26 protein-coding genes are annotated in these 24,182 nt (G+C 62.0%); 14 read left to right on the top strand and 12 right to left on the bottom strand.

What is annotated here, in order from left to right:
• Positions 1-76: 76 nt before the first annotated feature.
• From CP49_RS19950 to CP49_RS46140, 4 genes are all read right to left on the bottom strand, one after another.
• Entirely contained in the window at positions 77-385 is a 309-nt protein-coding gene (locus tag CP49_RS19950; protein ID WP_057851922.1) for a hypothetical protein, read from the bottom strand.
• A gap of 17 nt (positions 386-402) precedes the next feature.
• Positions 403-732, bottom strand: coding sequence for a type II toxin-antitoxin system RelE/ParE family toxin (locus CP49_RS19945; RefSeq protein ID WP_057851921.1), 330 nt, complete (start codon positions 730-732; stop codon positions 403-405).
• A gap of 166 nt (positions 733-898) precedes the next feature.
• Positions 899-1,126 carry a hypothetical protein gene (locus CP49_RS19940; RefSeq protein WP_057851920.1) on the bottom strand — a complete coding sequence of 76 codons (228 nt, stop codon included), beginning with the start codon at positions 1,124-1,126 and terminating at the stop codon, positions 899-901.
• A 147-nt stretch (positions 1,127-1,273) separates the two neighbouring features.
• On the bottom strand, positions 1,274-1,684 hold the full coding sequence (locus tag CP49_RS46140) for a hypothetical protein (RefSeq protein ID WP_197423158.1): 411 nt from the start codon (positions 1,682-1,684) through the stop codon (positions 1,274-1,276).
• A gap of 98 nt (positions 1,685-1,782) precedes the next feature.
• Between CP49_RS46140 and CP49_RS42960 the strand changes: the two genes are divergently transcribed.
• The 7 genes from CP49_RS42960 (at position 1,783) to CP49_RS19905 (ending at position 8,882) form a co-directional block, all read left to right on the top strand.
• On the top strand, positions 1,783-1,962 hold the full coding sequence (locus tag CP49_RS42960) for a DUF3072 domain-containing protein (protein WP_244608723.1): 180 nt from the start codon (positions 1,783-1,785) through the stop codon (positions 1,960-1,962).
• A 97-nt stretch (positions 1,963-2,059) separates the two neighbouring features.
• A complete protein-coding gene (locus tag CP49_RS19930) occupies positions 2,060-2,479 on the top strand; it encodes a hypothetical protein (RefSeq protein ID WP_057851918.1) in 420 nt (139 codons plus the stop codon).
• Between the two features lie 5 nt (positions 2,480-2,484).
• Positions 2,485-3,678 carry an extracellular catalytic domain type 1 short-chain-length polyhydroxyalkanoate depolymerase gene (locus CP49_RS19925; protein ID WP_057851917.1) on the top strand — a complete coding sequence of 398 codons (1,194 nt, stop codon included), beginning with the start codon at positions 2,485-2,487 and terminating at the stop codon, positions 3,676-3,678.
• Positions 3,679-4,321: 643 nt separating this feature from the next.
• Positions 4,322-4,471, top strand: coding sequence for a helix-turn-helix domain-containing protein (locus tag CP49_RS19920; RefSeq protein WP_245310764.1), 150 nt, complete (start codon positions 4,322-4,324; stop codon positions 4,469-4,471).
• Between the two features lie 1,118 nt (positions 4,472-5,589).
• Positions 5,590-6,975, top strand: coding sequence for an ABC transporter substrate-binding protein (locus tag CP49_RS19915; protein ID WP_057851916.1), 1,386 nt, complete (start codon positions 5,590-5,592; stop codon positions 6,973-6,975).
• A 186-nt stretch (positions 6,976-7,161) separates the two neighbouring features.
• The gene (locus CP49_RS19910) at positions 7,162-8,034 is read left to right on the top strand and encodes a carbohydrate ABC transporter permease (RefSeq protein WP_057851915.1); all 873 of its coding nucleotides are present in this window, start codon (positions 7,162-7,164) and stop codon (positions 8,032-8,034) included.
• Positions 8,031-8,882, top strand: coding sequence for a carbohydrate ABC transporter permease (locus CP49_RS19905; protein ID WP_057851914.1), 852 nt, complete (start codon positions 8,031-8,033; stop codon positions 8,880-8,882). Before CP49_RS19910 ends, CP49_RS19905 begins: the two co-directional genes overlap by 4 nt.
• Positions 8,883-8,999: 117 nt before the next feature.
• On the opposite strand, the gene CP49_RS19900 is transcribed toward CP49_RS19905, so the two are convergent.
• The 3 genes from CP49_RS19900 to CP49_RS19890 are packed head-to-tail and all read right to left on the bottom strand — an operon-like array spanning position 9,000 to position 11,826.
• Complete coding sequence (locus CP49_RS19900) at positions 9,000-9,815, bottom strand: ABC transporter permease (protein ID WP_057851913.1); 816 nt, start codon at positions 9,813-9,815, stop codon at positions 9,000-9,002.
• Complete coding sequence (locus CP49_RS19895) at positions 9,815-10,729, bottom strand: ABC transporter permease (protein WP_057851912.1); 915 nt, start codon at positions 10,727-10,729, stop codon at positions 9,815-9,817. The genes CP49_RS19900 and CP49_RS19895 overlap by 1 nt, the downstream gene beginning before the upstream one ends.
• On the bottom strand, positions 10,726-11,826 hold the full coding sequence (locus CP49_RS19890; RefSeq protein ID WP_245310767.1) for an ABC transporter ATP-binding protein: 1,101 nt from the start codon (positions 11,824-11,826) through the stop codon (positions 10,726-10,728). The genes CP49_RS19895 and CP49_RS19890 overlap by 4 nt, the downstream gene beginning before the upstream one ends.
• Positions 11,827-12,051: 225 nt before the next feature.
• On the opposite strand from CP49_RS19890, the gene CP49_RS19885 reads away from it, so the two are divergent.
• Positions 12,052-13,371, top strand: a complete 1,320-nt coding sequence (locus CP49_RS19885; protein ID WP_057851911.1) for a tetratricopeptide repeat protein — start codon at positions 12,052-12,054, stop codon at positions 13,369-13,371.
• A 78-nt stretch (positions 13,372-13,449) separates the two neighbouring features.
• Here CP49_RS19885 and CP49_RS19880 read toward each other — a convergent pair whose 3' ends face one another.
• The 3 genes from CP49_RS19880 to CP49_RS19870 all read right to left on the bottom strand — a co-directional run bounded on the left by CP49_RS19880 (position 13,450) and on the right by CP49_RS19870 (position 18,729).
• Entirely contained in the window at positions 13,450-14,484 is a 1,035-nt protein-coding gene (locus CP49_RS19880) for an adenylate/guanylate cyclase domain-containing protein (RefSeq protein WP_245310763.1), read from the bottom strand.
• Positions 14,481-15,950, bottom strand: a complete 1,470-nt coding sequence (locus tag CP49_RS19875; RefSeq protein ID WP_057851910.1) for a glycerol-3-phosphate dehydrogenase — start codon at positions 15,948-15,950, stop codon at positions 14,481-14,483. Before CP49_RS19875 ends, CP49_RS19880 begins: the two co-directional genes overlap by 4 nt.
• Before the next feature lie 76 nt (positions 15,951-16,026).
• The gene (locus tag CP49_RS19870) at positions 16,027-18,729 is read right to left on the bottom strand and encodes a sensor domain-containing protein (RefSeq protein WP_057851909.1); all 2,703 of its coding nucleotides are present in this window, start codon (positions 18,727-18,729) and stop codon (positions 16,027-16,029) included.
• A gap of 258 nt (positions 18,730-18,987) precedes the next feature.
• On the opposite strand from CP49_RS19870, the gene CP49_RS19865 reads away from it, so the two are divergent.
• Positions 18,988-20,091 (top strand): NAD(P)/FAD-dependent oxidoreductase, encoded by a 1,104-nt coding sequence (locus CP49_RS19865; protein WP_057851908.1) that lies wholly within the window; start codon positions 18,988-18,990, stop codon positions 20,089-20,091.
• 101 nt (positions 20,092-20,192) lie between these two features.
• Here CP49_RS19865 and CP49_RS42955 read toward each other — a convergent pair whose 3' ends face one another.
• Complete coding sequence (locus tag CP49_RS42955; RefSeq protein WP_082646108.1) at positions 20,193-20,378, bottom strand: YdcH family protein; 186 nt, start codon at positions 20,376-20,378, stop codon at positions 20,193-20,195.
• A gap of 240 nt (positions 20,379-20,618) precedes the next feature.
• Here CP49_RS42955 and CP49_RS19855 point away from each other — a divergent pair, with 240 nt between their 5' ends.
• The 3 genes from CP49_RS19855 to CP49_RS19845 all read left to right on the top strand — a co-directional run bounded on the left by CP49_RS19855 (position 20,619) and on the right by CP49_RS19845 (position 21,586).
• Positions 20,619-20,825, top strand: coding sequence for a YdcH family protein (locus CP49_RS19855; protein WP_057851906.1), 207 nt, complete (start codon positions 20,619-20,621; stop codon positions 20,823-20,825).
• Between the two features lie 213 nt (positions 20,826-21,038).
• Positions 21,039-21,305, top strand: coding sequence for a hypothetical protein (locus tag CP49_RS19850; RefSeq protein WP_057851905.1), 267 nt, complete (start codon positions 21,039-21,041; stop codon positions 21,303-21,305).
• 29 nt (positions 21,306-21,334) lie between these two features.
• The gene (locus CP49_RS19845) at positions 21,335-21,586 is read left to right on the top strand and encodes a hypothetical protein (RefSeq protein ID WP_057851904.1); all 252 of its coding nucleotides are present in this window, start codon (positions 21,335-21,337) and stop codon (positions 21,584-21,586) included.
• 29 nt (positions 21,587-21,615) lie between these two features.
• Here CP49_RS19845 and CP49_RS19840 read toward each other — a convergent pair whose 3' ends face one another.
• Positions 21,616-22,299, bottom strand: coding sequence for a GGDEF domain-containing protein (locus tag CP49_RS19840; protein ID WP_057851903.1), 684 nt, complete (start codon positions 22,297-22,299; stop codon positions 21,616-21,618).
• Positions 22,300-22,451: 152 nt separating this feature from the next.
• On the opposite strand from CP49_RS19840, the gene purE reads away from it, so the two are divergent.
• A complete protein-coding gene (gene purE, locus CP49_RS19835; RefSeq protein WP_057851902.1) occupies positions 22,452-22,940 on the top strand; it encodes a 5-(carboxyamino)imidazole ribonucleotide mutase in 489 nt (162 codons plus the stop codon).
• Positions 22,937-24,040 carry a 5-(carboxyamino)imidazole ribonucleotide synthase gene (locus CP49_RS19830; protein ID WP_057851901.1) on the top strand — a complete coding sequence of 368 codons (1,104 nt, stop codon included), beginning with the start codon at positions 22,937-22,939 and terminating at the stop codon, positions 24,038-24,040. Before purE ends, CP49_RS19830 begins: the two co-directional genes overlap by 4 nt.
• The last annotated feature ends 142 nt before the right edge of the window (positions 24,041-24,182 follow it).

The raw sequence follows: 24,182 nt of genomic DNA, 5'->3' as shown, positions 1-24,182 counted from the left end.
GGAAGCGACATCCGGGGTCTTACCTCTCAAATCGCTGCGCTCATGCGGGCTTCTGTTGTCGGTGACGCCGCGTCCCCTATGCGACGTGAAGTTCCAAACCCGCGTGCTTCTGAAGATAACCGAGAACGTTAAAGAGGTTCTTGGCCTGGGGATTACCGCGCGGACCGAACATCCGGATAAGACTCTTGGGCTGGGTCCCGGTCGCTTCGCCAAGTTTTTCAAATCCGACGGTTGCCTTGATATAGTCACGCAGGATCGTCTTGCCGGTTTCGACATCCCCGCTCAGCATCGCATCGATGCCTTCGCGAAGAAGCGCTTCGGCAAACTTTTTGTCGTTCTTGACGCGCGTCTGCACCAGTTCCTTGAAGCTTCCTGTCTTCGCCATCTGTCTCTCCACTCTCCTCAACGCCGGCCGCGCTTGCTCAGCTTGTAGTCCCGCCAGTACGCCTTTGCCGCATCGATATCCCGTTGCTGCCGCTTCTTCGTACCTCCCGTGAGCAAGATGACGATCGTGTCGCCGTCTCGCCCGAAGTACACGCGATAGCCCGGGCCAAAATCGATCTTGTATTCCAGCACGCCCTCTCCAACGCCCTTGGCGTTGGAGAAATTGCCTTGCTCCATGCGGGCAATGGCACGCGTAATCTTGGCGCTTGCCATCTGCTCTAACTCCGCAAACCATTCGGCAAACGGCGCTACGCCGCTAACATCGACGTAGTAGCGGATGTCAACCATGGGAGTAGAGTAACACATATGTTACCCTACTTCAACCTGCGATATCGAATGGTCGGCGTATCGAACGTATTTTGAATGCGGCCTAAATCACTGAAAAATTTTCACGCGACGGACCCGTTGGCGGCAATCAGCCCGGCTCCTCTGCAATTCAACAAACCCCTGCCAATCACGGGACGTTCTCGCTCTTGCCTCCCCCAACTCCATACGGCTTGTTGAGAAAGTAACTCCGGTTACCCAGCGCCGCCTCGGCATACTGATCGATCGCAACAATGATCGCCTGGACGTGGGCGTGGCACCAGCCCTCCCGCGTCGCCCTGATCCGCACCTCCGCCAGGGCTTTTATCCACGGCGGGTTGTCCGCGCTGTGGTCGTACCATCTGATCGGTCCGGACATAACTGGCCCCTGTCGATGAAGTCTTTCAGCTCCGCTCGCATGCGCGCGAGCAAGAGCTGCGCCCGCGCATTGTCCAGTCCGGAGTGATCGAGCTGACGCATGAGCTTGTCCAGTTCGGCAATCCGTTGGCGCAGTGCTTGAACCGGGTCATCGCTCACGGCGGTCTCGAGCCTTTTCCGTTCCGATAAAATCGGAACGGGGCTCTGGATTCTTGATTTGACGCGTTTCCTTGACGCGAACCGGTCCCCACCCCGGATCAAGTCCGGGGCTGGCTTTCGCTGAAAAACGCTCTGGCGCCCCGTTCGAAGGCTTCCTGCTGACCGCGCGAACGTCCAGCTTCAACCGCTCATCGACGTTGAGCAGCCGTTCTTCGCCGCCGAGCCGGTTCCGCTCGCCGATGAGACTGACCATGGTGATCCGCATGGACATCAGGTGAACAGCGGCTGCCGAGCAGTCCTCATCCCGGTTGACCTGTTTGCGGATATTATCCTCCGCACTCAGCATCTCCGCCCGCAAGAGCCTGATTTTTCTACGAATTTCATTCAATTTGTTGTCCATGGGCCACCTCGGCTGCGGTTGAACCTTATAAGAACAAATAAAGAACAAATTTCAAGTTAAGAGTCGGCTCCCGAGCAAAGATTCTTTGGAGCTGCCCGATGTCCCGCTTACCCGACCAAGTGGACGCCCCGATGACACCCCGCCAACTGGCAACGCTCCGCACGCTCAGCGCCGAGGCCTACCAGCCCAAACTGTTCGAGAAGGATTTGACGGCCAGGGAAGCCGAGCGGCGGATTGCGGTGTTGAAGGCCGAGATCGAGCTGGCGAATTCGTTTTGAACGGTCGGCTGTTGCTTCAACAAGATAAGCCAGCCCTTGAAACGATATTTTGGACATCCATATACCATCCATCCAGATGGTATATGGATGGTGCAATATGGAAACTAATGTCCGGGAACTTCGACCCAAGCCGCCCGAAACAGAAAAAATCACGGTCAATCTTGGTTATGTCGACCTTGGTCACGTCGATCTAATGGTTCAGGAAGGGTTCTACTCGAACCGTACCGACTTCATCCGAACAGCGATCCGGAACCAGCTCGAACGTCACGCCGACGTCGTAAAGCAGTCAACGGCCCGAAAAAGTCTGGACCTCGGTCTGCGTAACTACAGCCGCGAGGATCTCGAAGCGGTGCAGCGCGCGGGTGAGATGCTGCACATCAATGTTCTGGGCCTTGCAAGCATCGCCCAAGACGTCACGCCTGAGCTTGCTCGCGCCACCATTGCCTCAGTTTCCGTGCTGGGCGCATTGCACGCCAGTCCCGCGGTCAAGGCCGCCCTCGCCGACAGGACGCGGTGAAGGCTATGCTGAACCAGCACATAATTCGGGAGGCGACACGCCTCACGCGCGCGGGCCAACTCGTTGAGGCCACCGCGCTTCTTCAGCGCATGCTTCGCGGCGAGAGTGCGCCAGACACCCCATCGCGTACCGACGGTCGCATCGGTCTTACAGGACGCGAATCGCTCATCATTGATGCGAAGGCCAATGATATTGAGGAGACGGATAGTCATCCGCAATTAAAGCCAGCCACCTCCGCACAACCGCGCATGTCCAGGGCGTTGCTGGACCGCAAAGAGGGGCGCTCTGGGATTGGACTGCGAGGTGTGATGAAGCGCGCCCCGCTGTCCACACCGGACATCGTGCCGGAAGGCGCGCGGTTCATGGAAAGGACGTACAGCAGTCCCGCAGGAAGCCGCGCCTACAGGCTCTTCATCCCGAGCCGTTATCGGGAGCAGCCACTTCCCTTGGTCGTCATGCTTCACGGCTGTACCCAATCGCCGGATGATTTCGCCGCCGGCACGAGGATGAACTTTATCGCTGAGGAACAAAATTGCTTCGTGGTCTATCCTGCTCAGCCCAGCCAGGCAAACCAGGCGAAATGCTGGAACTGGTTTCGCACAGCCGATCAGCAGCGAGGCAGAGGTGAACCCTCGCTTATCGCAGGCATCACTCGCCAAATCATGGATGACTATTTGGTTGATCGAAAGCGCGTCTACGTGGGTGGGCTGTCCGCCGGAGCGGCCGCCGCGGCCATCATGGGAGCAACATACAACGATCTGTACGCGGCAATCGGTATACATTCTGGCCTCGCGTGCGGAGTTGCCACCGACCTTCCCTCTGCGCTTGTCGCGATGCGACAAGGCGGGTCCGATCACAGGGTAATTTCAGGTGACCGGCCACCGACTATTGTTTTTCACGGCGATCGCGACACTACCGTTCATCCAAACAACGGCGATCAAATTCTTGAGCAGTCTTTGGGAACGATGAGCACACAAAAGAAGGTGCATCGCGGGCAAGTACCCGGAGGGCATGCCTATACCCGAACGATCCTGAGCGACGCGAGTGGACGCGGAATGTTGGAGCACTGGAATATCCACGGAGCCGGACACGCATGGTCCGGAGGGAGCCCTGCGGGCTCCTACACTGATCCGCGAGGACCGGACGCAACAAGGGAAATGCTTCGTTTTTTCCTCGAGCATTCGCTCCCAGAGGAGTAAGGCCGCCTCAGTCGGCGGCCAATCTCGCGATGTCGCCTGTTGCGCACATCGCCGGCCGCCAAATGTCCGCGTTGCGCCGGAAGCAGCAAGCGTGGCCCGGATGAGCGTAGCAACATGCAGGGGACTTGTTCTGCTGATCCCGCATATCGCTGCGGGCTACGTGCTGGCGAATTCGTTTTGAGCGGTAGGCTGCTACTTGAAACACACAAGCGCGTAGAGTGGATATGCATCAGCGTAGCCACGCTCCAGGCGAAGGTACCCGATCTTCAGTCCTCAGAATCACGGGGCTTATCAGGGCAGTCTTGCACTTTTCCAAATCTCAAAATTGGGTAATGCCTCAGTTTGAAATTTCGATTTCGGTAACCCGCTTCTTGTAAGGTCCACGAAGAGCAGGCGCTTGGTTTGCATTCATCAGCGCGGCGCAACCAACCTCATGTAATACTTTATCGGCAATTCCTGCAGCTATTGCAGGGATTACGGCCAATGTCTTTTGAATCCGCATGAAGTTGTGAAAGTAGAAGCAGAGCGTTACGGCATGGCAATGATCGTCACACCGTGCAACCAACTCCATTCCCCGAGTACGATGTGTTGGCTCCGGAATTTGAGATAGCCGCCGAACCGCTCCGCTCGCCTGCGCGCAGGCTTGTCGCAGGCCGAACTTGCCCGGAAGGGCACCGGCCAATCCACCATCGCGCGACTTGAAAACGGCCAGACGCTTCCGAGCACCAAGACGCTCCTGCGCTACGCCGAGGCAACCGGCAGCAAATTCCGCGTGCGGCTATCGGCGGCTTGACACATCAGCGAGCATGGACCAGATGACCGCGGCAACATCTGGCGCCTTCGCTATCCAGTTCCCCGCATATCGCGGAGCCTGTCATCGGGCGCGCGTTCGCGCGACCCGTTGGTCATGCGGGCTACGCTTGCTGCGTTTTCGACCACAGGCCCGTTGCGCCAAAACACTAATTTCCTTAAACCAATCAATCTGATTTGCCCCGTCCAGCCCTCGCTCCAAAAATATTCCCCTTCCTGTTTCCCCCAAATCACCCCCATAACTCCCGCACCTCATCCCCTTGAACGAGGGGCGTATCGCGATCGTCACGAAACGTTGGGATGGGATGCGGTGGACGCGGCAGCGTTGGGCGCGCAGGCATGTTCGCAGGGCGGTTTTCCGTGAGCGATCGACAGCGTGTAGACGAACGGCGCTTAAACGCCTCCGCCAAAACTTCGGTTGGTCGCACGGCCGGTCGAATGGTTTGGTGAAGGAAGCTGCGTACGGCAAAACCGTGTGGTCCTGGCACCCGTGGCTGGTGCCAAATCGGCGGAGGTTGTTCGAGCCCAACCGGGCTTCGATCAGCCGCTAATTCGCCGATGACGGAGGCAAGAGGAATTCGTCTCCGGGGAGAGCACGGCATAAGCCGTCAAACCATTGCGCAGGGAAGGCCGGATGCTCTCCGCTGGACCTGTATGCTCGTGTGCGCACTTCTTTGTGCACATTGCACACGAGACCGCCGGTGCAGCGCGCACCCGGTCTTCCCTGCGCCCTCATTGGGCGAGAGCTTCGGTCAAGCCTCGGGCGCATCGCGCCGCGAGATCGTGAACCCATATTCGGTCGTCATCGTCCGCGAAGGCGGACGATCCAGTATTCCAGAGACAGCAGAATTTGATCGATAGGCCGCGGCGTACTGGATGCCCCGCTTTCGCGGAGCATGACAGTCGTTGTGTGGCGCGATGGTATGGATTGCTTTCACCTTCCCTAAAGCTTCGGCGAACAAATTGCCTCGCCCGCAATGACGCCACAAACATCCGCTCCCCCTACGCAAGTCTGGCATTTGGCATCTGGATCAGGCCGCGCGCATGCGCTAAGTCTTTTATCCAACCGGTTAACAAGCCGGCGTTTTCAGGGAGAACAACGTGATATCCAAGAAACTAGGTGGGCTTTCACTCGCGGTCGCTGCGGTCGGGCTGTTTTACGCCACCGCACCCGCACTGGCCCAGCAAAAGACCATCACCGTCTGGTTCGGCAAGGGCTTTTACAAGTCCGAGGACGACGCACTTTTGGAGGCGATCAAGAAATTCGAGGCCAAGACCGGCATCAAGGTCGAACTGTCGCAATACGCCATTCAGGACATGATCCCGAAGACCGTGGCGGCGCTGGATTCCGGTACCGTGCCCGACGTCGCCTATTCCGACAGCTATGACGTGCAGGCGCAGGGCAAATGGGCCTATGAGGGCAAGCTTGAGGATCTCGGCGACATTCTGCTGCCGATGAAATCCGCGTTCGCGCCGAACACGCTGGAAACCGCGCTGCTCTATAACGACGTCGCCAAGAAGAAGGCCTATTACGGCTTTCCGCTGAAGCAGCAGAGCATGCACGTCCAGATCTGGCAGGACATGCTGGAGCAGGCCGGCTTCAAGCAGAGCGACATCCCGACCAAATGGGAAGACTACTGGTCGTTCTGGTGCAACAAGGTGCAGCCGGCGATCCGCAAGGCCACCGGCCAGCGCGTCTACGCCGTCGGCCAGCCGATGGGCGTCGAATCCACCGACTCGTTCCAGTCGTTCTACACCTTCATGGACGCCTACAATGTCAAGCTGGTCGATGACGACGGCAAGCTTACGGTCGACGATCCCAAGGTGCGCGAGAACCTGATCAAGGCGATGAAGGATTACACCGACACCTACATCAAGGGCTGCACTCCGCCCTCCTCCACCACCTGGAAGGATCCGGACAACAACGTAGCTTTCCACAACAAGACGATCGTGATGACGCACAACTTCACGATCTCGATCGCGGCGAAATGGCTCGACGACGCCAACAACCCGGCGCTGACGCCGGAACAGCGCGCGCTCGGCAAGAAGAACTATGACGAGACCATCATCACCGCCTCGTTCCCCAACAAGCCGGACGGCACGCCGATCAAGTACCGATCGGACGTCAAGACCGGGTTGATGTTCACGGTCGCCAAGAACAAGGCTGAGGGCAAGGAATTCATCAAATTCCTGCTGCAGGAGGAGAACGTGCGGCCCTATATCGAGGGCGCGCTGGGCCGCTGGTTCCCGGTGACATCAGCCAGCCAGCAGAGCCCGTTCTGGCAGGCTGACCGGCATCGCAAGGCCGTGTACAATCAGTTCACCGGCGGCACCACGCCGTTCGACTTCACCAAGAACTGGAAGTTCACGATCCTGAACAACGAGAACGTCTGGGCCAAGGCGATGAACCGTGTGGTGAGCGAGAAGGTTCCGGTCGACAAGGCCGTCGACGAACTGATCGCCCGCATCAAGCAGGTCGCGGGTTGACGTAAACGATGCCAGCCGCCGCGAGTCGTCCCTGCGAAAGCAGGGACCCATACTCCGCGGCGGTCGTTTTTGGACGATGCTGGTTAACGGCTTTGCGCAACAACGACCGCCTGTGGTTATGGGTCCCTGCGTTCGCAGGGACGACCGCGTAGCCGCATCTCGTTCTAAGACTGCAAGAGTAAACGTATGGCAATCACGCTTTCGGGCGATCCGGCAATAGCAAGCCCGCCGCTCTCAGCCCGGCTGACTACACCGCAAGTCTGGGGCATCGTGCTGCTCGCGCCCTACATCCTCGTGTTCCTGGCCTTCGTGGTCTATCCCGTCGGCTACGGGCTGTGGCTGGCGCGGCATCCGGCGAGCTATGTCGCGCTCTATCACGATCCGATCTTCGCGCGCGCCGCCGTCAACACGCTGATCTTCCTGCTCGTCGGCATCAATCTCAAGATGGCGATCGCGCTGTTTTTGTCCGGCTTCTTCGCGCAGCAGCGTACCTGGATCAAATGGCTGTCGGTGCTGTTCATCCTGCCCTGGGCGGTGCCGTCGATCCCGACCATCCTCTCCGTGCGCTTCATGTTCAATCCGGAATGGGGCGTGGTCAACCAGTTGATCTTCAAGTTCACCGCCGAGGACGGCCCGAACTGGCTGAACGATCCGACGGTGGCGCTCGCGATGGCTATCGGCGTGCACATCTGGAAATCGCTGCCGTTCTGGACGCTGATCCTGATGACCGGGCGCCTTGCGATCTCGCACGACCTCTATGAAGCGGCCGAAGTCGACGGCGCCACCTGGTGGCAGAAATTCCGCTTCATCACCTGGCCGTCGATGCAGACGCTCTACGTCACCTGCACCCTGCTCTCGATGATCTGGACGCTCGGCGATTTCAACAGCGTCTATCTGCTCACCGGCGGCGGCCCCGCCGACCTCACCCACGTACTGGCAACGCTCGGCATCCGCTATCTCCGGCTCGACCAGCTCTCGCTCGCGATGGCCTCCATCGTCTGCGCGCTGCCGTTCGTGCTGCCGCTGGTCTATTTCATGATGAAACGGTTGTCGCGATGAAGCTGCCAACACTCCGCGAAATCGGCACCGAAGCAAAGCTGCTGCTGATCGGCATCCCCGTGCTCATCTGGACGCTGGTGCCGATCTACCACATGTTCCTGTTCGCGATCTCGCCGAAGGAGGACGCGTTCTCGGGAAAACTCTGGCCCACGCATCCGACGCTGAACAATTTCAAGATCGTGTTCTACCAGGAGCATTACTTCCTGCGCGATTTCTGGATCCAGTTCTTCAATTCGGTGGTGATCGCGCTTTCGGCGGGCGCACTGACATTGATGATCGCGACCGCCGCGGCGTTCTCGATCTCGCGGCTGCGCGTGCCCGGCGGCCGCTGGGTGATGAATCTGGCGCTGTTCACCTACTTCATCCCGGCGGCCTTCCTCGCCGTGCCGATGTACCGGACCATGGGCAACTATGGCCTCTTGAACAATCACTGGTCGCTGATTCTCGCGATGGTAACGATCGCCTCGCCTTACGCGATCTGGGTCTTGAAGCAGGCCTCCGACAAGCTGCCGGTCGAGCTCGACGAGGCCGCCACCATGGACGGCGCCACTACGCTGCAGTTGTTCCGCCTGGTCTATGTGCCGCTGATGATGCCCTCGCTGGTCGCGATCGGCACCTACGCAATCCTGCTCGCCTGGAACGAATATCTCTATGCCTTCCTGCTGCTCTCGAAGGACACCGAGATCACGCTCCCCGTGGCGCTCGGCAACTTCCTGGCCGCGGACGATTCGCCGTGGGAACTCTTGATGACCACCGGCTTCATCTACGCGCTGCCGCCGGCCGCGATCTATTACGCGTTCAAGCGCTATATGGTGGGCGGGCTGACAGCCGGCGCGGTGAAGTCGTGATTGTGCCGTCATTCCGGGATGGTGCGCTAGCACCAGACCCCGGAATCTCGAGATTCTCAGGGGCGCAAGGGCGCCCCATAGTTCGATGTTTCACATCGCCCCGGAATGACGGGGCTACTATAACGGCGCCGCGCTCTTAGCCTCCGAGTTCGACAGCTTCGAGGCGAGCGAAGCGATCACGATCACCACCGCGATCAGCGCGATCACCATGGTGCAGATCGCGTTGATCTCGGGCTTCACGCCCAGCCGCACTTCGGAATAGATCCGGATCGGCAGCGTCGCCGAGCCGGGACCGGTCGTGAAACTTGCGATCACGACATCGTCGAGCGAGAGCGTGAAGGCCAGCATCCAGCCGGCGGCGATCGCCGGGATGATCAGCGGCAAGGTCACCGAGAGAAACGCCTGCACCGGATCGCAGCCGAGATCCATCGCCGCCTCTTCCAGGCTGCGGTCGAGCGAGGCGAGGCGCGACTGCACTACCACCGTAACGAAGCACATGGTCAGCGTGGTGTGGGCGATCGTCACCGTCCAGAAGCCGCGTTCGGCGTTGAGCGCGACGAACAATAGCAGCAGAGAAAGCCCCGAGATCACCTCCGGCATCACCAGCGGCGCGTAGAGCATGCCGGAAAACAGCGACCGGCCCTTGAAGCGCTCGCCGCGGACCAGCCCGACGGCCGCCAGCGTGCCCAGCAGCGTGGCGATCGTGGCCGACACCGCGGCGACACGAAGGCTCATCCAGGCCGCGTCCAGCATGGCGCGATCGTTGAAGAACTCTTGATACCAACGCAGCGACCAGCCGCCCCACACCGTCACCAGCCGCGAGGCGTTGAAGGAATAGATGACGAGGATCACGATCGGCAGGTACAGAAACGCCATCCCGAGCGCGAGCGCGGTGACGTTGAATGGCGACAGCCTGTTGACCCTGCCGGCCATCAGCGTCCGCCCTCCAGCGTGCGGCGCTGCAGCCGGTCGTAGAGCAGTAGCGGCGGCACCAGCAGCGCCAGCAATGCGATGGCGGCAGCGGAAGCGACCGGCCAGTCCTTGTTGGTGAAGAATTCCAGCCACAGCGTCTGGCCGATCATCATCGAGCTGGAGCCGGCCAACAGATCGGGGATCACGAACTCGCCGACGATCGGGATGAAGCACAAAAGCGCGCCGGCGCCGACGCCCGGCAGGGACAGCGGGAACGTCACCAGCCAGAACGCCTGCTGCGGCGACGCGCCGAGATCGCTTGCGGCTTCCAGGAGCGCGGGATCCATCTTGGAGAGCGTCGCGTAGAGCGGCAGGATCATGAACGGCAGATAGGAATAGACGATGCCGATATACATCGCGGTGTCGGTCGAGAGCCACACCACCGGCGACGAGACCAGATGCAGCGCGAGCAACACCGTGTTGAGCAGGCCGTCATGCTGCAAAATGTTGATCCAGGCATAGATGCGGATCAGGAACGAGGTCCAGAAGGGCACGATCACCAGCATCATCGCAATCGCCTGCCAGCGTTGAGGCAGCCGCGCCATGCCATAGGCAATGGGGTAGCCGATCAACAGCAGGATCAATGTCGAGGTCACCGCGACGATGAGGCTGCGCAAGTAGGAGCTGAGGTAGAGATTGTCCGAGACCAGCAGCTTGAAATTATCCAGCGAGAGCTGCGCGAAGGCCGCCTTGATCGCCGCCCATCCTTCGGTGAAATCGAACACGGGCACATAGGGCGGCTGCGCGATCGCGGTCTGCGACAGGCTGATCTTCAGCACGAATCCGAACGGCACCAGAAAGAACAGCACCATCCACAAATATGGTGCGATGGCGGCATAGCGTGCCGGCTGGGCGAAGATGCGGCGCGTGCTCATTGTTCCAGCACCACGCAATCATCTGATGTAAACCACGCCACCACGCGCTGGCTCACATCATAAGTATCGGTGTCCAGCCGCGCGGTATTGGCCACCGACGAGCGCAGGATCGCGCCGGAATCGAGCTTGACCTTGTAGACGGTCGAGCCGCCGAGATAACTGACGTCGGTGACGACCCCTTCGAGCCGGTTGATCGGCTGCGAATTGGACGCATCCGATGCCACGCCGGGGCGCGACAGCTTTACCTTCTCGGGGCGGATCGCGACCGAGACCGGGGACTTGGCGACGGGCTGACGCGGCACCGCGACCACGATGGCTCCGCCGTCCCGGGTCGCAATGGTCAGGCGATGATGTTCGTGCGACGTGACTTCGCCGTCGAACAGGTTGACGTCACCGACGAACTGGGCGACCCAGCGCGAGGCCGGCGCCTCGTAGAGATCGCGCGGGGGCGCGACCTGTTCGAGCCGGCCGGCGTTCATAACGCCGATTCTGTTGGCCATCGTCATCGCCTCTTCCTGGTCGTGGGTGACGACGATGAAGGTCATGCCGAGGCGGCGCTGCAGCTCCATCAATTCCTGTTGCGTGCTCTCACGCAGCTTCTTGTCGAGCGCGGCCAGCGGCTCGTCGAGCAACAGAACCTTGGGCCGCCGCGCCAGCGAGCGCGCCAGCGCCACGCGCTGCCGCTGGCCGCCGGAAAGCTGGTCCGGCCTGCGCTTCTCCATGCCCTCCAGCTTGACCAGCGCCACCATCTCGGCGACGCGGGTGTCGATGGCGGCGCGCGCCATCCCCGCGCGCTTCAGCCCGAACGCGATATTGTCCCGCACCGAAAGATGCGGGAACAGCGCGTAGTTCTGAAACATCATGTTGACGGGCCGTTCGTGCGGCAGCACCGGCGCGATGTCGCGGCCGCCAAGCAGGATGCGGCCCTCGTCGGGCGTCTCGAAGCCGGCAAGCATTCTCAGCAGCGTGGTCTTGCCGCAGCCGCTCGGGCCGAGCAGCGCAAAGAACTCGCCTGCCCTGATGTCGAGCGAAAGGTGGTCCACCGCGGGGAAACTGCCGAATTTCTTGGAAACCCCTTCGACCCGGAGCAGCGGCATGTCCGCGGCCGCCGCGTCGGGAGGGCCCGCTGATACATCGATATTCGGCCTGCCGATATCAGGCGATTCTAAGGTCATGTCACCTGCCAACCTGTCGCGAGCGCACGCTAGCGGCGGATCGGCATCCGCTCAACCGCCTGAAGACAGGCAGCCACAATATTGTGGATGCCCCGCATCTCGTCTCTGCTAGGCTTGCGCGATCCCACAGCACCCAAGGACAAGAAAATGAACCGGGACAGATATGACCTGCCGCTGACAACCACCTCGGGCCGCGCCGCGGCGCATTACCGCGACGGCGTCGACTGCATGCTGTCGGCCTGGCATGGTGCCGAGGACGCCTTCGACAGGGCGATTGCGGAAGATCCGAGCTTTGCGCTGGCGCATATCGGGCGCGCGCGGCTGCATCAGCTCAACATGGAAGGCGGCAAGGCGCGCGCCATGGCAGCACAGGCCCGCGAGCTTGCCGCCGGCGCAACGCCGCGCGAAAAAAGCCATGTGGAGATCATGGCCGCCGTGATCGAGAGCAAGCCGAAGGTCGCGGTGACCGCCGCCGAGGCGCATCTCGACGAATATCCGCGCGACGCGCAGGTGCTGTCGATCCTGCTCGGCGCGTTCGGTCTCTACGCGTTCTCGGGCCGTCCCGATCACGATGCGGCCAAGCTCGCGATCTGCGAACGGCACGCACGCCATTATGGCGACGACTGGTGGTTTGTCAGCTACCTCGGCTGGTCGCACACCGAGGCGGGAAATCTCTCCACGGGCCGGGCGCTATCCGAACGTGCAATGGAGTTGCGATCGGCCAACGCCAATGCCGCGCACGGCCTCTCGCATGCGATGTTCGAACAGGGCGATATGGACGCCGGCCGCAGCTTCCTGTCGCAGTGGATGCCCGCGCATGACCGCCAGAGTTTTCTGCATGGGCACCTCGCCTGGCATGTCGCGCTGACCGCGCTCGACGCCGGCGATCTCGACGGCGCGCTTGCGATCTACGAGCAGCATATCAAGCCGGCAGGCCGCCCCTACCCGCCGCTAAACATCTTCACCGACGGCGCCTCGCTGTTGTGGCGGCTTTCGCTGGCCGGCCAGACCGGCCTGGAGCCGCATTGGCGGGATGTCGCCGCCTACGGCGAAAAGTACTTTCCGCAAGCGGGAGCGCATTTTGCCGACGTTCATTTCGCACTGGCGACCGCAATGACCGGCAGCGATGCGCTGAATATTCGACTGGCGCAACTCGAAGCACGCGACGCCGACGGCAAGCTGATGCCGGGCCGCGCCGCCATCGACCTCTGCCGCGGCATTTGGGCATTTGCCGAAGGCGACAATGCGGGCGCGATCCGCTTGCTCGAACCTGCCCTTGCTGACCTTGCGCGCATTGGCGGCAGCCACGCCCAGCGCGAATTGTGGGAGGATACGCTGATCGTTGCATACCTGCGCGCCGGTCAGGGCGACAAGGCGGCCCGATGCATCTCGGCCCGGCTCGACCGCAGGCCTTCCGCTCGCGACGAGGCCTGGTCGCGGCAGGCAGAGCGAAACCAGAGAAACTGATAGCGATGGTTCACGACTTGCGCCGGTCGCAGAGATAGAGAGAGTAGAAAGAGAGAGAGAGAGAGAGAGAGAGAGAGATCAGATACGCCGCTCGACGGCAAATACCTCGATGGCGGCCGCCCGGCCCCGCAAGCGAACCTCTCCAAGCGCTTCGACGGCGAAGGCCGGCCTCAGCTTCATGTGGCGCAACAGGTCAGCAGACACCAGAAAATTCCGACCGACCTCCTTGCAGTGCTCCTGCAGCCGCGCCGTCACATTCACGGTATCGCCGAAATAGGCAAGCTGGCGGCGCGAGCTGCCGCACTCGCTGATCACCACGTGACCGGCATGCAGACCGGCGCGGAAGCTCGGCACCATGCCGAACTCCTGCAGGTAAGATTCCGCCTTTTCCGCGATGCTGTCGGCAATCGCGAAGAAACAGTCGATGCAGCGTCCTCCCGACATCCTGTCATCGAGCGGCCATGTCACGATGACCTGATCGCCGACATAGGCGTGGACATCGCCGCCATGCGTGACGATCGCGCCGTCGATGTCGAAGAAGAACCGGGTAAGCAGGCCTTGCACGCGCAATTCTCCCATCGACTCGGCAAGCGAGGTCGAGCCTGCCAGGTCGAGGAACATCAAGACGCGCTCTTCCCGCACCGGACTTCGGTATCGCCCGAGCGCTATATTGAAAAGCACGCGGCTGCCGACCAGCCGAGTCAGTTCGAAGGTTGACAGGATGAGCAGGGACGCGAAGAAGCTAAACGCAACGACAATAGGAAACTTCTCAATCAGCCACTTCGTCTCGATCCATTCCCAGTATAGCGTCACCTGCAAGACCAGCGCCACGCTCGCGACCACGATGGCCATGGTCGCGGAGCGCACCGCCAGATCCATCAGCAGCGGCCATCTGCTGATCCACTCACTTCGTCGTGACGTGAAGTAGAGATGAACGCCCCAGGCGGCCAGCGTTATGCCCATCCCGTGCAAGCTGCTCCGGAAATAGTACGGCAGCGTTGCTTCGATCGGATCATCAATGAAGTAGCGATAGACTAATCCCCCAAACAGGCCGCCAATCGCAAAGAAAACAGTTGGCCTGATCGCGCGCTGCATGTCCGCTTCATTCCTCATCTTGATGCCGCCATGAAGGCGGCCAGCGCCTCGCGGTCCGCCGGCCCCATGGTTAAGCCGAGCTTCGAACGCCGCCACAATATGTCGTCCGGAAAACGCGCCCATTCCTTTTGCATGAGGTAGCGCAGCTCGGCGCCCGTCAGTTCCGCTCCAAAGGCCGGGCCGAGATCACTGCGCTCCCTGGCGTCGCCAAGGATCTCCTTGACGTTCGACCCATAGGCGGCGACCAGGCGCTTTGCTTCTTCCTCGCCGAGAAACCGCCAGCGTTCGCGCACTTCGTCGACCTCGTCGTCGAAACGGCTCCATGCAAAATCGCCGCCGGGCAGCGGTGCCATCGCGGTCCAGCGTGCCGACATCGGATAGAACGGCGTCAGCTTAGAGACCGCCCGCTCCGCGCGCAGCCGCGAGGTCGTGACGTCGCCGCCGAAAACCGTGATCAGCGGGGCCTTGCCGCGCCCGTGATCGAGCGTCATCGCGCCGTCGCGCTGATATCGCCTGCCCGCGGGGCTCGGCACCATGTTGGCGCCGGAAAGCGTACGCACCACGTCGACCGTCTCGATCCGCTCGCGGAAATAGCGGTTCGCCGCATCGCAGAGATAGGCGACGTCGCTAGCCGCCATCGCAATGATGGCGGGATCGCCCTTGAAGGCATGGCTGGCGGTGCCGATCAGGGTAAAATCGCGCTCATAGGGGCTTGCGAAAATCAATCGTCCGTCGCTGTTCTGGAACACATAGATGTTGTCGCTGTCGAACAGGCGGCGGACAACGATCTGGCTCATCTGCACGGCGGCCACCTTCGGCGGCGATGTACGCAACACCGTCTCGGCGACGGACGGCGTCCAGGCGCCGGTGGCGTTGGCGACCGCCCTTGCCGTGATCACCTGGCGATAGCCGCGATCGATCGTCACCAGCCGCCACTCCCCGCCACGTTCGGCCCGGGTGCAGCGCGCGCCGGTGCGGATCACGGCGCCGTGCGCCGCGGCATCGACGGCGGTGAGGATCACCAGCCGGGAATCGTCCACGACGCAGTCGGAGTACTCGAAGGCGGTACCGAACGGCCGCTTCAGCGCGTTGCCGACCGGATGATGCGTGACGTCGACGGTGGCCGAGGGCGGCAGACCGCTGCGCGAGGCCAGCCGGTCGTACAGCAGGAGCCATGAGCGCAACTGCCAGATAGGACGTTCGTCCGAATGGGCGGGGATGGCAAAGCGCATCGGACGCACGAGATGCGGCGCGATCCTGAGCCAGATGTCGCGCTCGGCGAGCGCTGAACGGACGCGAAGGAAATGCCGGCGCTCCAGATCAGCGAGATCGCCATGGATCAACCGCGGCGAGGCCGAAGAGGCGCCTGCCCCGAGATCGCCCTGCTCCAGCAGGATGACGCGCAGGCCGCGTCCGGCGGCGTCGCGCGCGATGCTGACGCCGTTCAACCCGCCGCCAATGATCGCGAGATCGTAGTCCGCCATACGCAAGGGCTACTGTAGAGAAGCTGACTTCACTACACTAGGTCATGATGGCCAAAAGTGGATGTCGCTTCTGGAATCAGGCGCTGGCGAGCTTGCGCGCGGACTCGACGTCGTTTGCGGCGCTGCGGCCGACCAGCGAGGCGTAGTGTCCGATCGGCTGGGGCTTGCCGAGGAAATAGCCCTGCACTGCGTCGCAGCCCTCGTCCGAGAGGAATCCGAGCTGCTCCTGGGTCTCCACTCCTTCGGCAACAATCGACATTTCGAGGCCGTGGCCGAGATCGATGACGGCGCGAACGATCGCCGCCGACTGCGGATTGCGTCCGAGATTCATGACGAAGGCGCGGTCGATCTTGATCTTGTCGAACGGGAACGCCTGCAGATAGCTCAGCGAGGAATAACCGGAACCGAAATCGTCCATCGAGATCCGCACGCCGAGTGACTTCAGCCGCCGGAGCAGGGCGAGACCGCGGTCAAAATCCTCGATCAGCACGCCTTCGGTGATTTCGAGTTCGAGCCGGTCGGGCGCGAGGCCTGTCTCGAGCAGGATCGAGTGCACCAGGCTGACCAAATCGCCATGCATGAATTGCGCCGGTGACAGGTTGACGGCGATCTGCATCGGCACCGGCCAGGAGGCGGCCTCCCGGCAGGCTTCGCGCAGGATCCAGACGCCCATTTCGACGATCAGGCCGCTTTCTTCCGCCAGCGGAATGAATTCGCCGGGCGACACGAAGCCGCGCACCGGATGTATCCAGCGCGCCAGCGCCTCGAAGCCGATGACCCTGCTGGCGCCGACGGTAGGCCCCGCCGCGGCCTGTGGCTGGTAGTGCAACGACAATTCGCCGTTCCTGATCGCCATCGAAAGGTCCTGATGCAACACGCGGCGGTCGCGGATCTGCTGATCCATCTCGGGTTCGAAGATGCTGATCGAGCCGCGCGATTTCTGCTTGGCGCGGAACAATGCCGCGCCGGAATTGGCAAGCAGCGAAGCGGCATCCGAACCGTTATGCGGAAATACCGAGATGCCGGTCGTCACCCCGGTCCGCACCGACTTGCCGTCGATCACGAACTCGTCCGACAGCGTTTGCGCGAGTTTTTCGGCGAGCGCCTTGCCCGCATCCGGCTGCTTGCCGTCGATGATCAGGCCGAACTCGTCACCGGAGAGCCGGGCCACCGCGCCGCCACGGGCGCAGGACTGGATGCGGCCGCCAACCTCGATCAGGAGCTTGTCGCCCATCGCGTGGCCGAACACGTCGTTGATTTCCTTCAACCCGTCGAGGTCGACGCAGAGCACCGCGAATTCCTCGTCCGTGCCGGCGCAGGCTTCGATCATCTGGGCCAGCGCCTGCAGGAAGGCGGCGCGGTTCGGCAGATCGGTCAGGCCGTCATGATAGGCCATGTGCGCCATCCGCGATTCGGTCTGGCGGCGATCGGTGACGTCCTCGTGGGTCTTGATCAGATATTGCGGCTCGCCGGCCTCGTCGAGCACCGTCATGCGGCGGGTCAGGAACAGCCGCAGCCCGTCCTTGGTGGAAATCGGGTGCTCTTCGGTGAGCAGGCCGCGTTTCTTGATCGCGGCCTCGTCGCGCGCGATGATCAATTTGGCTTCGCGCGGATTGAAGATGTCGGCGGCGGTCAGGCCGGTGGCATCCTCGCGGCGGCGATTGAGAATGGTCTCGGCGCTGCGGTTGGCGAGCAGGTAGCGTCCGTCGCTGACCCGCTCCACGATCAGCGACACCGGGATGTTGTCGACAACCAGTTCGAGGAACTTCTTGGTGTTTTCAAGTTCGCGCGACAGCGACCGCCGATCGGTGACATCGTCGAACAGAGTGATCAGGAATTCCGGCTCGTCGTTTTCGTTGCGGGCGACCACGCGGTTGGCGGAGAGAACGCGCCGGTCATCGCCCCGTTCGACGGTGTATTCGTTGCGATGGTAGCCTTCGAGCGCCGTCAGCGCCGCGTGATCCGCCGCCTCGATGCTTTTGGCGGTTTCCAGCCGAAAGATCTCGTCTGCACGCTTGCCGATGATATGATCACGAGAGAAGCGGGAGAAGCGCTCGAACGCCCGGTTGGCGAAAATATATCGGCCGTCCTCGATGTTCTTGGCGGCGACGCAGACCGGAACGTTGTCGAGCACCGATTCCAGAAATTTGGTGGTCGATGCCAGCTTGCGCGACAGTCTGCGCTGCTCGGTGCAATCCTCGTGTGTTCCGATCGTCCCGCCATTGGGCAAGCGAAAGATCTTTGAAAGCACCGATCGTCCGCCCGGCAGTTCGGTGACGACGCCTTCCGGGCGGCGGGCAAGCTTGCTGAACTCTTCGACGGTGAGATTGAGCAGTCCCCGTGCGCGCCGCAGTTCGAGCAGTTCGCGGCCGGTCATCGTGCTCGAAATCTCGGCACGGCTGAGCCCGTACATTTCGAGAAAGCGGTCGTTGCAGAAGACCACGCGGTTCTGCGCGTTGGTCATCATCACGCCCTGGTTGAGCGTGTTGAGCGCCGAGCTGATGAATGCGCTGCGCTGCAATTGGGCGCTCTTGGCCCCGCGCAACGCCGCCATTATCCAGATGCTGATCGCAGCCAGGAAGGAGGCGACGACGATCCCCCAGATCAGGAATTCCCAGACCAGATTGGAATCGAATTCGCCGATATGGCTCGCCGGTGCAAAGCCGGAAGGCGCGGCTCCCCACGCAAATCCGCACGGCGCAGCACTGGCGAGCAGACAGACGAGGGCCTGCGCCGGAATCGAATTCTTCCGTCCTGCCTGCCAGTTTCTGTCAGCCATTACCCACCCGAGGTTTGCGGGCGGAGTGTCTGGCTTGACGAGTTTGGATCGGGTAAACGACTACCCGTGCAATTCTAAAATGTGACCCAAATTACGGCAATTGGCCCGACATGATTAATGCTTCACTAACAAGACCGCGCTCGAGGCGTATTTCGAGGCAAACCAACGGGTTGTTCGAATACTGCGCCAAGCGAAACGCTGATGACCGAGCGCGGCAAACGCTGATTTTCACGCCAGATTCCCAGGTCCGAAGCTGACATGGACAAGGTCGATTGCGTCGTCGTCGGAGCGGGGGTGATCGGGCTCGCGATCGCACGACGGCTGGCCCAGGCGGGCCGCGAAGTGATCGTGCTCGAGGCCGCCGAGGGCATCGGTACCGTCACCTCCTCGCGCAACAGCGAGGTGATCCATGCCGGCATCTATTATCGCGCCGGCAGCCTGATGGCGCAGATGTGCGTCAACGGCAAGCGCGCGCTTTACCGATATTGCCTCGACCACGGCATCCCCCATCGCAATTGCGGCAAGCTGATCGTGGCGACGACACCAAGCGAAACCGAAAAACTGCAATCGATCCGCGCGCATGCCGAAGCCAATGGCGTCGACGACCTGCAGTTGCTGACGGGCGACGCGGCGCGGGCGCTGGAGCCGGCGCTCAACTGCGATGCGGCCCTGCTCTCACCATCCACCGGCATCATCGACAGCCACGCCTATATGCTGGCGCTGCGGGGCGATGCGGAGGAAGCCGGCGCAGCCTGTGCATTTCATACGCCGCTCTTGCGCGCCCGGGCCGATGGCGGCCGGATCGAAATCGAGGCCGGCGGCGACGTGCCGATGACACTTGCATGCAACCTGCTCGTCAACGCGGCGGGGCTGGGAGCGCCCACGGTGGCACGCAGCATCGAGGGTTTGCCGGTCGGGATGATCCCCTGCGCTTATCTCGCCAAGGGCAATTATTTTAGCTGCAGCGCGCGGGCCCCGTTTTCACGCCTGATCTATCCGGTGCCGGAGCCCGGCGGGCTCGGCGTGCACCTGACGCTCGACATGGCGGGACAGGCCCGGTTCGGCCCCGATGTCGAATGGGTCGAGAGCATCGACTATGCGGTGGATCCTGCCCGTGCCGAGCGCTTCTATCCCGCGATCCGGCGCTACTGGCCGACGTTGCCGGATGGCGCGCTGATGCCGAGCTATTCCGGAATCCGGCCGAAGATCGTGCCGCCGGCCGTCGCCACGCAGGATTTTCTGATCCAGGGCCCCGCCGATCACGGCATCGCCGGACTGATCAACCTGTTCGGGATCGAATCGCCGGGACTGACATCGTCGCTCGCGATCGCCGATCATGTCGGCACGCTGGCAGAGCTCTGACGATGGCCGCAGCGTTCGATGGCCGCAGCGTTTCCTGCGGACGGATGAGCGCATCGGCGCCCATCCGATCGCGTGGGGATTTCGATACTCTGCTGGACTGGTTAGTGGAGGGTTTCTTCGGCGGTATGCTTCAACCGCTCGATCTGATCCTTGACCATCAACTTGCGGCGCTTCAACTCGACAATTTGCAGATCGTCTGTGGAAAGGTGCACGAGCGCTTCGTGCAATTCATTCTCGAGAATCTTGTGTTTACGTTCAAGTTCAACAAGATGCGCCTGTAGTGCCATACGAAATCTCCTCGGTGGGTGAAACCTCAGATTCGATCCGGGCGAGGGAGTGTACACCAGCCGACGAATCTGTCGATGGATATCCGGAATCGCGCCTCTCATATTTTCCAATTTATCTGTAACCAATCGTGAGTATGGGAACCCGGTCAGCTTGCGGACCGGCCTTGCAGAGACGATATTCACCGCCAGCCGGAGGAAAATCCGTTCACAACCTCATCGCGATTTCAGCTAACGTACACCATGACCGACGATGATGAGCGCGAGCTTGAAAACGAGCTCGCCCGCCTGCAGCAGGAACATCGCGATCTCGATGCAGCGATCGACGCGCTGCATCAGTCGCCGGCGCCGGATTTGCTGCGGCTGCAGCGGTTGAAGAAGCGCAAGCTGCAATTGCGCGACCGCATCGCCTTCATCGAAGACCAGATCACGCCTGACATCATCGCCTGATCGTCAAGTCTGCTGCGTTCGGCAAACTCGGTTCGCCAAACCGTGCGCCTTTCGGGCAGATTCTTTCCCCGACATCCACACATCTCGACGTTGCGGCGGCCTTTGCCGCGGCGGCCCTGCTGGAAAACAGGCTTCCGGTTTGCGGAAGCGGCTTGACTTAGAGAGAACAAAAGAGGAACATACTTCCCTGCCGCCAGCCTCGGGAGTTCCGCCATGTCTGCCACGCCATCCCTGTCCGACAACAGCCGCTACGAGCAGGCCTGCGATCAGGCCATCGCGATGTGCGACGGCAATCTGCGCTCGACCATCAAGGCGCTGATCATGGCGAACGAGTATCTGGAAATCGAGTTGGAGGAATTGCAGGCCGCGGTCGCCGCCGGCTGCGTACCGTCGCAAGCATTTTCAAGCGAAGCGGGTGCCGGCTCGCGTGAAGAGAACGCGTCGAAACGACGACCGCACGCAAGTAGCAACGCTGCCTGAATCCGGATCGATCACACGGGAGCGATACAATGGCCGATGTTACTTATTACGTCGCAATGCCATTCCTGCAGGACGATAGCGGCTCGCCGGTGGCGGGCGCCGCGGAAGAATGCCAGAGCCCGACAACGGCGTTGCGGCGCGCCGAGACGATGTCGCGGATGGCCGGCAGCATCGGCGCCATAGCCTTCAGCCGCAGCGGCGATCCCATGATCGGCGAGTTCGGTGATGCGAAACTGCTGCGCAAATTCGGCAACGTGCCGGACGATCTCAGCGGGCTGTAAGCTCGCAACAACGCCGCGAACTAATCAGCTCACGACGCCTCATGCCGCCGCAGCGCCTTGCGCACATACATGGCGCTGTCGGCCGCTTCCAGCGCACGGCCGGCTTCGGAGTGAGTGTCGAGAACAGCGACGCCAGCGGAGGCGCCAGCGGTAATGCTGCGGCCATCGAACATGAAGGTGAGGCGATCGATCGCTTCCTCCAGCGCGGCCGCCTTGGCCCGGGCGTCGGTCTCGCTGAGATTCCATAACAGCAGCGCGAACTCGTCGCCGCCAAGCCGGCCGACCACGTCGGAAGATCGCACTTGTGCAAGGAGTGTCGCGACGATGGCCTTGAGCACCTGGTCGCCTGCGGCGTGCCCGAAGGCGTCGTTGATCGGCTTCAGGCGATCGACGTCGAGCAAGACCAGGGCGCCGGAGGCGCGATAGCGCTTGATGTAGGCAATCGCACGGTTGAGCTCGCGCTCGAAGCCGCGCCGGTTCGGGATGCCCAGCAGGAAGTCGGTATCGGCGGAGGCCTGAAGTTCCTCGATCTGCGCCTGCGTCTGGGCCAGTTGCGCCTTCAGCCGGCGAATCGTCGCCTTGGTGCCGTTGGATGCCGCGGACGGCCGGGATCCCGGTTCGGCCGACCGTCGAGGTGCGACTTTTCGCCCGGAAACCGCGCTTTTGGGGCGTTTTCCGGCCCTGGAGGCGGTCGCCCTGGTTTTCTTCTTCATGGCCTTCCCTGTGCAGGCTCGCTTATGAAGGCTTGCCGGGATTCACCAAGACAGGATAGTCCATTCCTGATCCCTTGCCACGCCTTGGATGAGCCCCTGGCCGACCCTATAATCCGGCCTATGTTTCTGGATTCCCGAACAGAATTGACGAGATGACCGCACCGATCGCCATCATTATGGGTAGCCAGTCCGACTGGGAGACCATGTGCCACGCCGCCGAGACGCTGGCAGCGCTCGGGATCGATTGCGAAAAGCGCATCGTCTCGGCCCACCGGACCCCGGACCGGCTGTTTGCCTTCGCCAAGGGTGCCAAGGCCCAAGGCTTCAAGGTCATCATCGCCGGCGCCGGCGGTGCCGCGCATCTGCCCGGGATGGCGGCCGCGTTGACGGAACTCCCGGTGTTCGGGGTTCCCGTCGAATCCAAGGTGCTGTCGGGGATCGATTCGCTGTACTCGATTGTGCAGATGCCGGCCGGCGTTCCCGTCGGCACGCTGGCGATCGGAAAGGCCGGTGCCATCAATGCGGCGCTGCTCGCGGCAAGCGTGCTGGCGCTGAATGACGCGCCGCTCGCCGCACGGCTCGCCGCCTGGCGCAAGCAGCAGACGGACGCGATCAAGGAGCGCCCGGAGGAATCGACGTGACAGCTTCAGGCACGGTGAAGCTGAAGCCGGGCGACACCATCGGAATTCTCGGCGGCGGACAATTGGGCCGGATGCTGGCCATGGCGGCAGCGCGCCTTGGCCTCAAATGCCAGGTGTTTTCGCCGGATCCGGACTCGCCCGCCTTTGACGTGGTGCTGAACGCGACCTGCGCCGAATATGCCGACGTCGAAGCGCTCGAGCTGTTCGCCAACGATGTCGACGTCATCACCTATGAATTCGAGAACGTGCCGGCCGCTACCGCCATGGTGCTGGCCGCGCGGCGTCCGGTATTGCCGGCGCAGAAGATCCTCGAGACCACACAGGACCGGCTGATCGAAAAGGACTTCATCAAGCGGCTCGGCATCGGCACCGCCGACTATGCCGACGTGTCGTCGGTGGAAACGCTGCAGAGCGCCATCGCGCGCATCGGTCTGCCCGCCGTGATCAAGACCCGCCGCTTCGGCTATGACGGCAAGGGCCAGGCGATCATCCGCGAGGGCGACGATCCCGCTCAAATCTGGGAAGAGCTCGGCACCAAATCCGCAATCCTCGAAGCCTTCGTGCCATTCGAGCGCGAGATCTCCGTGATCGCGGCGCGCTCGGCCGACGGTGAAGTCCAATGTTACGACGTCACCGAAAACGAGCACCGCGATCACATTCTGAAATTCTCACGCGTGCCGGCCGCGATCTCCGATGCGTTGGCTGCAGACGCGCGTGCCGTCGCCGCGAAGATCGCGAACGCGCTCGACTATGTCGGCGTGCTCGCAGTCGAATTGTTCGTGGTCGCGGGAAACGGCGGGCCGCATGTGCTGGTCAACGAGATCGCGCCGCGGGTGCATAACTCCGGGCACTGGACGCTGGACGGCGCCTCGATCTCCCAATTCGAGCAGCACATCCGGGCGATCGCCGGCTGGCCGCTCGGCAAGCCGATTCGTCACGGCCAGGTCACCATGACCAACCTGATCGGCGACGATATCCTCACCTACGAGCAATGGCTGACGGTGCCCGGCGCCACGGTTCACCTCTACGGCAAGGGCGCGCCGCGGCCGGGCCGCAAGATGGGCCATGTCACCGAGGTGGCCCCGGCGAAGAGGAAATAGGGCTCGTCGCACTCGCGCCCGGACCGTAACGCAAGTGAGGTGAGCACGCTCGTCAGGCTCCCTCCCCCCTTGCGGGGGAGGGGTAACCGCGCACTCGAACGAAGAGATCAGGCTTACCTATACCAAGCCATCGCGAGCTACG

It is taken from the genome of Bradyrhizobium valentinum, from assembly GCF_001440405.1.
GTDB classification, from domain to species: Bacteria; Pseudomonadota; Alphaproteobacteria; order Rhizobiales; family Xanthobacteraceae; genus Bradyrhizobium; species Bradyrhizobium valentinum.
This window is presented reverse-complemented; position numbering and strand designations above follow the sequence as displayed.